The organism is Chloroflexota bacterium, from assembly GCA_040902225.1.
GTDB lineage: Bacteria > Chloroflexota > Limnocylindria > QHBO01 > QHBO01 > CF-167.
Genome location: JBBDXT010000004.1, coordinates 623,924 through 637,227 on the forward strand (window position 1 = coordinate 623,924; position 13,304 = coordinate 637,227).

Consider the following 13,304-nt stretch of genomic DNA (forward strand, 5'->3'; position numbering starts at 1 on the left):
GTTAGAGCACTTGCTTGACATGCATCCGCCGCCGAGCGCTGTGCTTCGAGCGTAGGAACGGGACCGTGATCGGCATAATTATGTGTTCATCGTCGAACACGCCCGAGCCGCTGTAACGGCTCAGGAGCCTCCCAAGACTCTTCGGAAGGTCAGAAGACCTCCACGATGCCCAGACTCGGGCCGCCGCGCGGCCTGCCGGACCGCTCACCGAGTACGCGTGGACCTAGTCCCGCTCATGTGTGAACTTCGACACTGCGGTCAGGCGATCGCGCGCCGCGACCGATCAGCGCCGCTGAATGCGAGGCAGCCACCGTCCCGTCCTTTCGTGGTAGGCGGCATAGGTTGGCCCGTGGCGCCCGGCCAGTTCGCGTTCCTCGTCACGCACCCACGTGGACGGCAGCACCGGTCCGTCGAGCGTCAGGTACGCGAGGAGGACCACGAGCATGACGGGGTTGAGCGTCAGGAGCAGCATGCCGATGGGCAGGAGGAAGAAGTGAAGGTAGAACGGGTGACGGATGGACGCATAGATCCCGCTCTGCAACAGCTCACGCTCATCGGTCGCCATTCGGTACACGTTGACCGCAAGGATCCGACCCACCCAGAACAGGATCACCAACCCGGCTGCGGCGCAGGCGACGCCCAGGATCTGGAGTGGGAGCGCAAGGGGGCCGCCGTAGGTAAGCGACGGTGCGTACAGGAGACCGAGCGGAACACCGAACCCATCGACGACGAACAGGGTCGGGACCAGGACGAGCCCCGTGCGCGCACCGATTTCCCAGGCCCGCCAGGCGAATGGGCGCGCACCGCGGCAGGCCCGGGCCTCCCGCTCAGCCTCGAGCTCGCGGCGCCTCGCCTCCGTGTGCTTGGTGTTCTCCCACCGACTGACCAGGATCCAGCCGGCCAACCAGGCAGCCGAGATGACAAGCACGAGGACCGCGACGGCGTCGTTCGGCAGCATCACGCATCACTCCTCGTGGCATTCACCTTGCGCATGAGCGCCGGGAAATCTTCGGGAGCAGTTGTCGCCCCACGCACCAGCCCGGAGCGCGGACTGGATCCCGCGGCTGCCGTCGCGGTCTGACGCGCTCATTCCCGATCAAGTCGCTGGCAGCGGTCACGGCAGTTCCCCCGATCGCGCCTGCGGATGTGCCCACATCACATACGCCAGGGGCCAAAGCGCCAGGATGCCGGCCGCGGCGATGACGTAGGGCGCCGCGCTGAGAGGGGCGAAGCGCGCGGCAGCCATCACGACCAGCGCGCCAACGACGAGCCAAGTCGCCGGCCTGCTCGTGACCCCGCTGCGAGCAATCGCCATCCCGAAGCCAAGTGCCCCAACGGCGAAGCTAATCCCGCCGGTCAACAGAATGGGCACGAACCATGGAATCAGCGCGGCTTGGATCGCCGCGCCGTCGGCTCCAGTTTCGGCAGCAGCGAGTGGGGCGAATTCCATTCCCGGCAGGACGGCGAAGAGGGTGCTGCCCAGGACGATGAACGGGAGCGCCGTGGCGCTCCAGCGCTCCTCGCCCGCCTCGCGGAGGTAGCTCCGGATGGCGATGAAGGCGAGCATCGCAAGCCCGTAGCCAACGGCGACGGCGAGGTGTGCGATGCCCCAGCGCGTCGTGTCGGCCGCCGCCGCTGCGGCGATCGTCATCGGGTCCGTCGGGTGGTGCAGAAAGGGGTGGTATGCGAATCCGGCCAACAGCACCGCGGGAGCAACGGCAACGATGGCCGCTCGCCATCGCGCTCTCGTCGTATCGATCTGGCCCATGGCGTTCCTGCTTTCTCCCGCGGTCGCGGGTACCTCCAAAGCTGGGTTCAGCCCCTTTCGGCTCTGATTGACCGAGCGGACGGCCGGCGGACCGGTTCGTCGGCGCGAGCCGCGATGGCTGCGACGACGTGCTCGGCGTCCCTTCCCACCCCCGGCAGGAATCCGGACGACATCGCGTACTGGAAGAACAGGCCGACGAAGTAGAGGCCGGGCTCGTCGCCGACGATCCCGCGGTAGTGCCGCGGCTCATGCCCTGCCGCATCGATCACGGGGAGGTCGATCCACGAGAACGCCGGGCGGTATCCCGTGCACCAGATGACGTTCGCCACCTCGAGGCTGCGCCCGTCTTCCAGGACCGGCAGCCCGTCGCGGACGCCCACCACCCTGCCGACGCGTTCGACTCCGGCGGCGGCCAGGTCGGATGGCTTGACCCGGACGAGCGGCTGGCCGTGCGAGAGCAGCTTTGGGCGCATTCTCCGGCCGAGCGGGGTGTCGACGGTTAGCAGGTGGTGCGCGATGAATCGGAACAGCAGCGGCAACACGACGCGCCGCGCGATGAGGCTGTCGATGCGGAAGGGGACGACACCGACCTCCTTCCCCGCCAGCGAGGTCGCGTGCCGGGCCGCGACCTCCACCGCAATCTCGCCGCCAGAGTTGCCGACCCCCACCACCAGCACATTGCCCTCTCGGAGCTGAGATGGATTGCGATACTCCGCCGCGTGCAGCTGGACGATGCCAGGATCCAGCTCGCCGGCAAACGGAGGAACGAACGGCACCTGGTGGCTGCCCATGGCCACGACGACGTTGTCGGCCGCGAACCGCATGGTGCCCGCTGTCAGCTCGAATCGGTCGCCGCGCCTTCGCAGGCGGTCGACCCTGACTCGCGTCCGAACGGGGAGCTCGAACCGGGCGGCATACGCCCCGAGGTAGTCGGCCATCTCATCCTTGGTGGGGAATGAGTCGGCTCGCCCGGGGAAGGGCATCCCCGGCAAGGCGTCGTAGCGAGCCGCGCTGAATAAGCGGAGCGAGTCCCACCGTGTACGCCACGCGTCACCGATCCGCGCATGGGCATCCAGGATCACAAACGGCAGGCCGCGCCGCGCCAGGGAATGGCCGACCGCCAGGCCTGCCTGACCGCCGCCGATGACCACGGTCTGGACGTGCACCACGTCGTTCGGCTGACCCTGGGTCATCTCGTTGCGGCCGGCGATGTCCATGCCGGGGAGGCTATTGGGGAGCGGAGGTCCTGAGAATCGGGAGTTCTCCCCACGTGACGAGGCCATGCTCCATCGCAAACAGCGCTGCGGCGGCCCGACTCGAGAACCCGATCTTGGCGTACGCGTTCTGCACGTGGCGATCGGCCGTCTTGACCGAGATCCCGAGCGCCGCGGCCACCTGCTTCGTCTGGTAGCCGCGCGCCAGCAGCCCGATGACCTGGGCCTCGCGCCCGGTTAGCCCGGCCGGCCGCTCTAGCTGCGGGACGGGTTGGCCAGACGCCTCGATCACCGCAGCCACCGCCTCTGCGTCCAGCCGGCCTGCGCGCACTTCCTGGCTGAGGGCCACGGCCGCCTCCTCCAGCGACAGCGCTTGGCGGTACGGCCGCAGCTCCGTCATGGCGTGATGGACATCGGCGGCGGCGAGCAGGCGCGCGGGCCGGTTGATGCCCGCCGCCGCCGCCCCCCTGTGATAGCCGGAGCCATCGAGCCGCTCGTGATGGAAGCTGGCCACCGGAGCCAGGGCGGCAAGAAACGGGGAACGGGTGAGCACGCGTTCGGTGTGATAGGCATGCAACCTGACCGCCTCCCATTCGTCCGGCGTCAGCGGCCCGGGCTTCTGCCAGACCTTGACCGGGACGGCGACCCGCCCCACGTCGTGGACCAGGGCGCCGCGCCGAAGTGCGACAACCCCGCTTGCGTCCAGACCGAACAGGTGGCCGGCATTCGTGCACAGCCTCGCCACGCCTCCCGAATGACCGACCAGGAACGGCGAGGCGAGGTCGGCGAAGTCGCCCACGGCGGTGAGCGCCCGATCGATGGCGTCGCCGCTGAGGGTGACCTGCGGGGTCGGCTCGCACCCCAGCGTCTCGACCCAGGCGGACCCGTCGTCATCGGCCGCGAGCAGGCCGGCGGCCCCATCTGCAAGTGTCGCGGCAACTACTGGATCGAAGGCCCTGCCGGCTCGTCGGCGGATGACGCTGGCCGCGTACTCCGGGCCGCCCAGCATGCGTTGGAAGGCGGCATCCCGAGCGACCTGGGCGATCCGCACCGCGAGCGGAATCCCGTCGCCCCTGGCATGATTCGGGTCTCCCTTCCCATCCCATCGCTCGTCGATATACAGGAACATCGCTCCGATCTCCGCGGGAAGGCCCAGCCGGTCGGTGAGCATCTGGGCCACTTCGCATAGCGCGGCTACCTGACCCGGGAAAAGGCGAGCCAGCTTCGGAAGCCCGTAGGCGAGCTGCCGCACTCGCAGGAGTGGGGTTCCGGTCGGCGGAGCCACCGCGCGCATCAGGCCGGCGACGCGCTCAGCGGGCGCGCCGAATCGGACCGGAGCGCCGTAGGTCGTGAGCGAGTTGTGATGGCCGAAGATCTCGGCGGCGATGTCGGCATTCGCCGTGCAGCCGACGTAGAACAGCAGGCAGGTGTAATACGTCTGCGACGCAGTCTTCGCATCCACGCCAAGCCGCTCGCCCAGTCGCATCGCGATGAGTGTGCTCTGCAGCCCATGCTCGAGCGGGACGCCGATTCCGAGGTCCGTCGCCAGGGACAGCGCTGCGATCACCTCGGCAGCACGGATCTGTTCGCCGGGATTCGGTGCGTCCGGTGTCACGTTCTGATCGCCTTTAGGGTGAACGCTCAGCTTGACGGCTATGTCTATCACGCTCGGCCTAACTTATTCGTTCGAGAGAACGCAAGCCAGAGGAAGCCCAGGTGCGTCGGGTGGACGACCACATACCGGCTCGCGGAGCCGCCCTCGACCGGCTTGAATTGAGTGTGGGTCGTTTGCGGGTGTGCCAGCGATGACCCGGTTAGACGCCATCGCGCCCGGAAATCGTACAAGCAAGAGTTCATCGAGCGCTGTGGTCAGGAAATCGCGCTTAGTTATGAGTTCTGATACGATCTCGGTCCGCTCGATGAACGTCTTGTCGGATAGGCAAGTGTTCATCCTGAGCACGAATTCGGTGGGCGGCTAGCTCAGCTGGTTAGAGCACTTGCTTGACATGCAAGAGGTCACTGGTTCGAGTCCAGTGTCGCCCACCAAAATCATCAATCTACGCACGACATGACCGCCATAACGGGGTCGAGCATCGAGGCGGTGCCACCCGCAGGGAAATCTGTGAGCGCCTACGAAAGAGCCTGCGGCGGGCATCTGGGCCATCCCTTCGCCGACGGTCCGCGGCCGACGGGATTGCGCTACTGAATCAACTCAGCCGCGCTGAAGCTGGAGCCGACGTCCCAGGGATGGCGCCGACCGCCGCCTCGTCCTAGCGTGCCACCTTCTCCGTCACGTCGACCTGGGTGTAGATGTGCACCTTGTCGACGAAGGTCCAGTTGCGGTCGGGGAGGAGCGGCAGGTCCATGCCGAAGTACGCGTGGAAGATGGCGCGGAACTGGTTGACCGGCGTGATCGAGTCGTACAGTCCGGCCTCCTGGGGCGTCTTGCCGGGCAGGTAGTAGGCACTCAGGATCCCGAACTTCTCCTCCAACTCCGCCCGGGTGGCCTTCGTCCAGTCCAAGCCACCCTCGGCGATGGAGCGCGCCGGTCGGGGCCCTTCGTCGGCCTGGATAATCACGATCGGCCGCTCGGAGGCGGGCACGGCAAGGAGCGAGCCGAGCCAGTCGAGCACTTGTGAGTTGGCGAACTGCACCTGGTCCGCGTAGTTGACATTGCGGGTGCGCGCGTTCTCTTCCTCCGCCGCCACGAAACTGCCGTCGGCGTGGAAGATGTACGGATCATGGGGCAGGACGAAGTGAGCGTGCACGAACTTTGGCCCGCCGAGCGTCGAGGCGTGGTTCAGGCGGGCCCACTCGTAGCGGATCTGGTTCCATCGGTTCCGGCGCCAGTCGATTGGAGCCTCGGGGCCGAGCCCTTCGAAGGCGCGCAGGATCGTTGAACGTTCGAGCACATCGAGGAACTCGGACGCCAGCTGGTCGTACACGTAGCTGATCTCGGCCGACGGGTGGCGTGCTGTGGGTCCCCATGTGCTGCCCAGGTACAAGAACCGATACCCGGCGCTGCCGAGGTAATGCTCCACCTGGAAGGGAGCCGAGAGGTCCGAGTAGACCGGTCCCCAGTCGTGGTCGGCCGTGGCCCGCTCGCGAAGCGAGGCGAAGTCCAGGTAGTCCATGCTGCGTGACGAAACCATGCTCAGGGCGGTGACGATGTAGTTGGCGGTGGCGTGCTCAGCGACGTAGAAGCCGCGTGCCCGCAGGTCATCGAGGAACGGCGAGTTGTCGTAGTCGTAGTACTTGTCGATGACGTTGCCTGACCCGTATCGGTCCAGGATGACCCAGTACACATCCGGCAGCTCCTGCCCGGGGCTGGGTGCCGGGCTCATCGTCAGCCCAGGACCGGTCACCACCCCGCCGGGGCGCACGTTCAGGGAGAAGGCGGCGATGAGCAGCAGGTTGAAGCACACGAGCAAGGCTCCGATGACATTGAGTGGCACCACAACGCGCCTGGCGAGGCCCTCGAAGCGCCAGATCATCGAGATGCCGATAACAGCCACCAGCGCCCACGCGCTGACCAGCACCCAATGCCCGAGCAGCATCTTCCCGATCCAGTCCCAGGCCATCCCGTAGGTGAAGAAGAGGACCACCAGGAGCGTGCTCATCAGCGCGGCTGATGGCCAGCTGCGGGTGAGTGCCCAGAAGACGAGGAGCGCGCCGAGGGTGATGCCGAGCGAAACGCCCAGCGGCAGCACGACTTCGTACGGCGCGATTGCCTCGTGCACGTTCTGCGCGTAGAGGAAGACGACCGGGTAGGCGGCGGCCAGGATCGGGTAGACCGGTACGGCGGTCGCGCGGAGGAGTCGGCCCGATTTGGTCATGAGCGCCGATTCTCGCACGACGGGGGGTGATGGCGGCAGCTCGCGGAGGTCCCCGGCGTGGCCACAACCCGCGTCCGGGGACGTTCCGTGACCGTCATGACGAACCCTGATGCCGAGTGCCGCCACCCTCACGGCCACTGCATAGGCCGCGATGCTTGACATGCAAGAGGTCACTGGTTCGAGTCCAGTGTCGCCCACCATGAACCCTGGCTGACCAGCCGCTCTCCTGCGCTGGCGACTGTCGCGCGTACAGCCGGGAGTACTCTCCGGGTACTGCATCAGACCGCACTCGCCGAATTTAGTGCCGTCGCTGACGCGTCATCGATCTGCCGGAAGTACTACTTCGTCATGGTCCTTCCGTCGCGGAGTCGCCATCCTCTGGGCATGTCCAAGCCGATCGCGTCCACACAGGATCGCCTTTCCGCTCGCGGTCTCCGCGGGCCGGCCGCCGCCGCCGGGGCTGCGGTGATCAGCCTTTCGCTGCTCCTGTCCGTCGGTCCGGCGCTCGGCGCCGGCAACAGCAACGGTAATGGCGCCAACGGAAACGGCTCCAGTGGCGGCGGAACTGGGACGTCGGGCAACGTGAAGGTCCACGATGCCGCGACCGGCGTGGAAACGTCAGGCGGCGACAACGAACCGCATGTGTGTGACTTCTGGCTTGGTTTCACCCTCGACGCCCCGTTCGAGGCCGGCACCTGGGTCGTGGTGAGCTGGGCGCCGACGGGCGATGGGTCGACCGTGGTCTCGGGCGTATACGACACGGCTGGCGATGGAATCGACAGTTCGAGCGTCATCGAGGTGCCGGCTGGGCACTATCGAGTTGAGTGGGCTGCCACCGGCGCTACGGTCAGCAAGAAAAAGACCTTCTGGGTCGATGCCGGATGCGATGAGTCGGAGACGCCCGCGGATGAGCCTCCCGTCGAGGAAGCGGCATCGCCGGTCGAGGAGTCCCCAGCAGAGGAACCCGCGCCACCCGCGGACGAGTCCGTCCCTCCGAGTGATGAGTCTCCGGCCGAGGAACTGGTCTCGCCGGTCGAGGAGTCCGAAGTGGAGCAGTCCTCAGGCGACGATCCTCCTGGAGATGAGTCTCCGGTCGAGGAACTGGTCTCCGCAGCTGAGGACACGCCAGTCGAGGAAGTCGCTTCGCCGGTCGACGAGCCGCTCCCTCCCGTGGATGAGCAGCGAGGTCCGGCCGATGAGTCCGGCGTCGAGGAGCCTGCCACGCCCGGCGACCAGACTGTCGCCGAAGGCGATGGCGCGCCCTCTGATGAGCTTCCTGCGACTCCCGGCGACGAGACAGTCGCTGACGGTGACGGCGCGCCGGCGGATGAGCCTCTGGCCACCCTCGGCGATGCGTCGGTCGAAGAGGCACCCGCCCAGGCGGTCGATCCGGGCTCGACCGACCCGGGAACTCCTCCCACGCAGGACCAGCTCGACGGCACCGCCACCTCAACGGAACCGACGATGTCGGACACCGCAATCCAGACCCTCCCCGTGTCGAGCGGTCTCGTGACAACCTTCCTGGTGCTGCTGCTGCTGCTGATCGTCGTTCACGCCACCGCCCGTCGCGGGAAGCGCGGCGGTATCCACGCATGACTGACGGCGTTCTGTGGTCCGGATCCAGCTACCCTAACGCGGGCTTTTCTTCCCGCTCGAGGTGAACCGTGAGCTTCCTGTCGAAGGGCCGCCGCGGCAAGGAATCGGAAGAGCCGCCGACGGATGAACCGACGGCCACGCAGCTTGCGGTGGTGGAATTCTGGGCCGCGGGCCAACGCACGCTGGCCGGCATGGATCTCAGCCAGGGTCGCCTGACAGACCTCATCAATCGCCAGGACATCCTGCCCGTGGTGCTTCTCGACGAGCGGCCGGAGGACCTCTCGCAGCCAATCGAGAAGCGCGCCGATCAGCAATGGACACATTTTCTGATCTGGGACGCGCTTCTCATCGTGCCTCCGCCGCGAGCGACCGATCCATCACGGAGGCTGCATCGCCCGAAACAGCCGGTCGAGCTCGTCATCGGCCCATTCGTCGTTTCCGGCATGGTGCACATCCCGCCCGGCGCCCAGGCGGCTGGCTTCCTGCTTCGTCAGAACCTCAGGTTCGCCCCCCTGACGCGGGCCGTGGTGCAGGACAGCGGGCGCGAGGGGTTCGAGCAGCGCGCTGAGGTGATCCTGGTCAACATGCGGCGGGTCGAGACGATGCGGGATATCGGTGTCGAGGAGCCAGAGGGACCGTCTAGTTAGAGAGGGTGTCGCGCCAATCGACTGACGGGCTATCAGGCAGCCCCGGACAACATCAGCGCATTGCGGATGCGCTCGGCATCCTCCACATCGGCGAGGCGTGCCAACCAGTTGGGCTCCAGGTCCCGGACGACCGAATCGAGGTCTTCTGCCTCGAGCTCGCGAAGGAGCCCATTGGCACACAGGGTCAACAGGACCGATGCGATCTGTGGGTCGTACCAGGTGCCGGAGCGGGCATGGATGGTCGTGGCGGCCGCCTGCGCACCCTCCTGCGCGACCGCAATCTCGAGACCGTCGGTGAGGGTCACGATGCGAGCGAAGAGTGGGATCGCCTCGCCGGTCAGCCCCATCGGCAGGCCGCGGCCGTCCCAGTGCTCGTGGAGCGCCATCACCGTGACGGCGACCTCCGGACCGAATCCCGCTCTCGTTGCGAACTGCGCTCCGCGGCGAACCCGCCGGTGCTCGGCCGCGATGCGTTCCTCGTCCGTGCCGCGGGCGACCGGCATCAGGCGACGCATCATGGCCGGGCGCGCCGAGCCAGGGTCAACGTCGGAGACGCTGCCGGCATCGTGCATCAGGGCGGCGTAGAAGAGCCCAAGCCGATCTCGATCGGCGATGCCCATCGCCTCGGCCAGGCGCATCGACAGGTGGCAGGTGCGCACGGCGTGGCCCGGCTCGTGTCCGGCCAGTTCGTCCAGCGTGGGTGCCATCTCCAGCAGGAGGTCGGCCACGCGTACGGCGTGCCGCGGATACGCGTTGTGTGCCGTTGCTTCGGCTCTCATGCGGGCCAGTGTCGGGCGCCCGGCGCTGAGCGGGAATGGCCCCAAGGTACCCCCGGGTACCGCCCTCACGCACGGGCTATCGTAGACCGATGTCCGAGCCCCTCCGCCCCGCGCCACCGCCTGCCGCGGTCATCTTCGACCTGGACGGGACACTGGTCGACACGGTCGAGTCGCGGATCAAGGCGTGGCTTGCCGTCTTCCGGGAGGAGGGGATCCCCGCTGAGCGCAGCCATGTTGCCGCCCTGATCGGGACGGATGGAAAGCGCCTGCCCCGCGAAGTGGCCACCGTCGCTGGAATCACGCTGGAGGCCGGACGACAGGAGCGCATCGACGCCCGTTGCGGCGCCATCTTCGCCCGGTTGAATCGCCAGCCGCAGCCGCTGCCCGGCGTCCATGACCTGCTCCGGCGCCTCGAGGTCGCCGGCGTGCCATGGGCGATCGCCACCTCCAGCCGGCGCGAGCAGGTGGCTGCCTCGGTCGACGCCCTGGACCTGGACCGTCCGCCCCTCGTCGTCGATGGCACGCACGTCGAGCGTGCCAAGCCCGCCCCGGACCTGCTGCTGCGTGCCGCCGACGAGCTGCACGCCGAGGCGGCGCGCTGTTGGTACGTCGGCGATGCGACCTGGGACATGCTGGCAGCCTCGGCCGCCGGCATGATCGCGGTCGGAGTCACCAGCGGGGCGGTCGATGCCGCAACGCTGCTCAACGCCGGCGCCCGCCACGTGGTCGCCTCCCTTTCCGAACTCCGGGTCTGACGCGGTGCCGCTCGAGACATATCGGTCCAAGCGCGACTTTTCGCGGACGCCCGAGCCCGAGCCGGGAGCGATCGGGCAGGGGAGCGGGCGTTTCGTCGTGCAGCGCCATCGGGCCAGCCGCCTGCATTACGACCTCCGTCTGGAGGTTGGCGGCGTGCTCGTCAGCTGGGCCGTCCCGCGCGGCCCGACCCTGGACCCCGATCAGCGCCGCATGGCGATGCGCACCGAGGACCACCCGATCGAATATCTCGACTTCGAGGCGACGATCCCGTCCGGCCAGTACGGCGCGGGCGACATGATCGTGTGGGACTGGGGCACCTTCAGTCCCGAGGAGACCGACGATCCGGCCGCGGCACTGGTCGCCGGTGAGCTCAAATTTCGGCTGAACGGCCAGCGCTTGCGTGGCCGCTACACGATCATCCAGACGGGCGGGAAGCGGGATGCCTTCGGCCGGAAGTCTGAGCCGGGCCAGTGGCTGCTGATCCACAAGCGAGACGATGACGCGGTGGCAGGTTGGGATGCGGAGGAGCATCTCACCAGCGTGAAGTCCGGCCGAACCAATGACGAAGTGGCTGCGGGGATCGCGCCCCATGTGCTTGCGCCGCCGCCCAGCGTGGAGCCGGAGCCGGATCTCGCCGCCGCGCGCCCCGCCGCGCTTCCTGACTTCGTGAAGCCGATGCTCGCCACCCTGACCGAGGGCGCATTCGACGATCCGGACTGGCTGTACGAGATCAAGTGGGATGGATATCGGGTCGAGGCGGTGGTACAGGGGAAGGGGGTTCGGATCTGGACCCGCAACCGCATCGACGCCGCGGTCTATTTCCCCGACCTGGCCGGCCCGCCCGACTGGATCGTGGCGCGCGAGGCGGTGGTGGATGGCGAGGTCGTGGCCCTCGACCCCGATGGCCGTCCCGATTTCTCGCTCCTCCAGGATCGGACCGGGCTGCGCGGCCTGGAGGCGGCCACCGGACGGCGCTCGCCGGATTCGCCTCGGCTCAGCGCAGACGAACGGAAGGCGATCCCGCTCGCCTACATGGTCTTCGACCTGCTCCACCTCGACGGCAGCTCCCTGCTCGACGTGCCGCTCGAGGAGCGGAAGCGTCTCCTCCATCGGGTGATCCGGCCGCATCCGCTGGTTCGCTACGCGGCCCACGTGGTCGGGGAGGGGGAGGCCTTCGTTCGCGCTGCCGCGGGTCGGGGCCTGGAGGGGGTCGTCGCCAAGCGACGCGCCAGCCGCTACGAACCGGGCAAGCGATCAGGGGACTGGCTCAAGATCAAGCTGCGCCGCGAGCAGGAGCTGGTGGTCGCGGGATGGCTGCCCGGGAAGGGGAGCCACGCCGACCTCGGATCGCTGATCGTCGCCGTCAATGCCGATGGTCGCCTCCGGCATGCGGGCCAGGTCGGCAGCGGCATCTCTGCCACCATGCGCCGGCAACTCCTCAAGGCCTTTGAGCCGCTGCAGCGCGAGGACTCGCCGCTGGATCCCGTGCCGCGCCTGCCGGCTGCGCGATGGGTCGAGCCACGCATCGTGATCCGCGCGGAATTTGCAGAATGGACGTCTGATGGTCTGTTGCGACAGGCGGCCTTCAAGGGGATCGAGGTGGGGAAGGAGCCTGCCGCGGTGGTTCGCGAAGAGGCACCGCCCGCCGCGCGGGTCGCGGCCCGCGCGCCTGCCGCAGCGCGCAACAGGAGATCAGATCACCTGAACACCACAGTGGTGGAGGCGACCGCTGCGGAGCTCTCGGCCCTCGACGCCATGGATCGCGACGGCACCTGGCAGGTTGCGGGCCACGAGGTGCGCGTGACGAACCTCGGCAAGGTGCTCTTCCCCTCCGCGGATGGGCATCCGGCGCTTACGAAGCGTGACCTCATTCGGCATTACGTGTCGGTGGGACCGATCCTCGTGCCGCACCTGGCGGGTCGCGGCCTCAACCTCCAGCGCTTCCCCGATGGAATCGGAAAGCCCGGCTTCTGGCAGAAGGATCTGCCCGGCCATGCGCCGAGCTGGATCGCGCGCTGGTCCTACACGGGAAGCGAGGGGGCCAAGGATTACGTGGTCGTCGATCGCGTCGCGACGCTCGCATGGCTGGCGCAGGAGGGCGCGATTGAGCTGCACCCGTGGACATCTCGCACGGAGGCTCCGGACCGGCCAACCTTCGCGCTGATCGACATCGACCCGGGAACCGAGACGACGTTCGATGAGATCCTCGTTCTGGCACGGCTGTATCGGACCGCGCTCGAGCATCTGGGGGTGATCGGCCTTCCGAAGGTGAGCGGCAAGCGCGGCGTCCAGATCTGGCTGCCGATCGAGCCCACCTCCACCTTCGAGCAGACCCGTGACTGGGTCGAGGCGCTCTCGAAGGCGGTGGGCCAGATGGTCCCCGAGCTCGTCAGCTGGGAGTGGTCGAAGCGCGACCGCGCCGGCCGAGCTCGGCTCGACTTCACCCAGAACGCGATTAACCGGACGCTGGTGGCACCCTATTCGGCTCGACCATCAGCAGGAGCCCCCGTCTCGGCGCCGATCACGTGGGACGAGCTCGACGATCCCGAGCTCGCACCCGACCGTTGGACGATCAGCTCCCTGCCCGATCGGGTCGCGGCCTTGGGCGACCTCTTCGCGCCTGCCCTGAGCCTGGCCCAGAAGCTGCCACCCCTGTGAGCGGCAAACGAAAGGCCGCGGGTGGAGCGCCGATCCTGGGAGTCACAGGA

The 13,304-nt window shown here is 67.8% G+C and carries 10 protein-coding genes, 1 tRNA gene and 1 pseudogene; 6 read left to right on the plus strand and 6 right to left on the minus strand.

From position 1 onward, the window contains the following. Window positions 1-283: 283 nt before the first annotated feature. The 4 genes from WEB29_05425 to WEB29_05440 all read right to left on the minus strand — a co-directional run bounded on the left by WEB29_05425 (window position 284) and on the right by WEB29_05440 (window position 4,648). On the minus strand, window positions 284-958 hold the full coding sequence (locus WEB29_05425; protein ID MEX2136390.1) for an isoprenylcysteine carboxylmethyltransferase family protein: 675 nt from the start codon (window positions 956-958) through the stop codon (window positions 284-286). A 156-nt stretch (window positions 959-1,114) separates the two neighbouring features. Further along, window positions 1,115-1,768, minus strand: a complete 654-nt coding sequence (locus tag WEB29_05430) for a hypothetical protein (protein MEX2136391.1) — start codon at window positions 1,766-1,768, stop codon at window positions 1,115-1,117. A gap of 47 nt (window positions 1,769-1,815) precedes the next feature. Next, on the minus strand, window positions 1,816-2,985 hold the full coding sequence (locus WEB29_05435) for an NAD(P)-binding domain-containing protein (protein ID MEX2136392.1): 1,170 nt from the start codon (window positions 2,983-2,985) through the stop codon (window positions 1,816-1,818). Window positions 2,986-2,995: 10 nt separating this feature from the next. Beyond that, window positions 2,996-4,648, minus strand: a complete 1,653-nt coding sequence (locus WEB29_05440; GenBank protein MEX2136393.1) for an HD domain-containing phosphohydrolase — start codon at window positions 4,646-4,648, stop codon at window positions 2,996-2,998. Between the two features lie 303 nt (window positions 4,649-4,951). Here WEB29_05440 and WEB29_05445 point away from each other — a divergent pair. Together WEB29_05445 and WEB29_05450 are read left to right on the plus strand one after the other, a co-directional pair. Continuing rightward, window positions 4,952-5,028: transfer RNA gene (locus tag WEB29_05445), tRNA-Val, on the plus strand. A gap of 85 nt (window positions 5,029-5,113) precedes the next feature. Next, window positions 5,114-5,188 (plus strand): annotated as a pseudogene (locus WEB29_05450) (peptide-methionine (R)-S-oxide reductase). 64 nt (window positions 5,189-5,252) lie between these two features. On the opposite strand, the gene WEB29_05455 reads toward WEB29_05450, so the two are convergent. Then, window positions 5,253-6,818, minus strand: coding sequence for a hypothetical protein (locus tag WEB29_05455; GenBank protein MEX2136394.1), 1,566 nt, complete (start codon window positions 6,816-6,818; stop codon window positions 5,253-5,255). Window positions 6,819-7,202: 384 nt separating this feature from the next. Between WEB29_05455 and WEB29_05460 the strand changes: the two genes are divergently transcribed. Further along, window positions 7,203-8,414, plus strand: a complete 1,212-nt coding sequence (locus WEB29_05460; protein MEX2136395.1) for a hypothetical protein — start codon at window positions 7,203-7,205, stop codon at window positions 8,412-8,414. Window positions 8,415-8,482: 68 nt separating this feature from the next. Then, window positions 8,483-9,061, plus strand: a complete 579-nt coding sequence (locus WEB29_05465; GenBank protein ID MEX2136396.1) for a hypothetical protein — start codon at window positions 8,483-8,485, stop codon at window positions 9,059-9,061. 32 nt (window positions 9,062-9,093) lie between these two features. Here WEB29_05465 and WEB29_05470 read toward each other — a convergent pair whose 3' ends face one another. Next, window positions 9,094-9,840: an HD domain-containing phosphohydrolase gene (locus WEB29_05470; GenBank protein MEX2136397.1), complete on the minus strand. Its 747-nt coding sequence runs from the start codon at window positions 9,838-9,840 to the stop codon at window positions 9,094-9,096. Between the two features lie 89 nt (window positions 9,841-9,929). Here WEB29_05470 and WEB29_05475 point away from each other — a divergent pair, with 89 nt between their 5' ends. After that, window positions 9,930-10,595, plus strand: a complete 666-nt coding sequence (locus tag WEB29_05475) for an HAD family hydrolase (GenBank protein MEX2136398.1) — start codon at window positions 9,930-9,932, stop codon at window positions 10,593-10,595. A 4-nt stretch (window positions 10,596-10,599) separates the two neighbouring features. Continuing rightward, window positions 10,600-13,254, plus strand: coding sequence for a DNA ligase D (gene ligD / locus WEB29_05480; protein MEX2136399.1), 2,655 nt, complete (start codon window positions 10,600-10,602; stop codon window positions 13,252-13,254). Window positions 13,255-13,304: the final 50 nt, after the last annotated feature.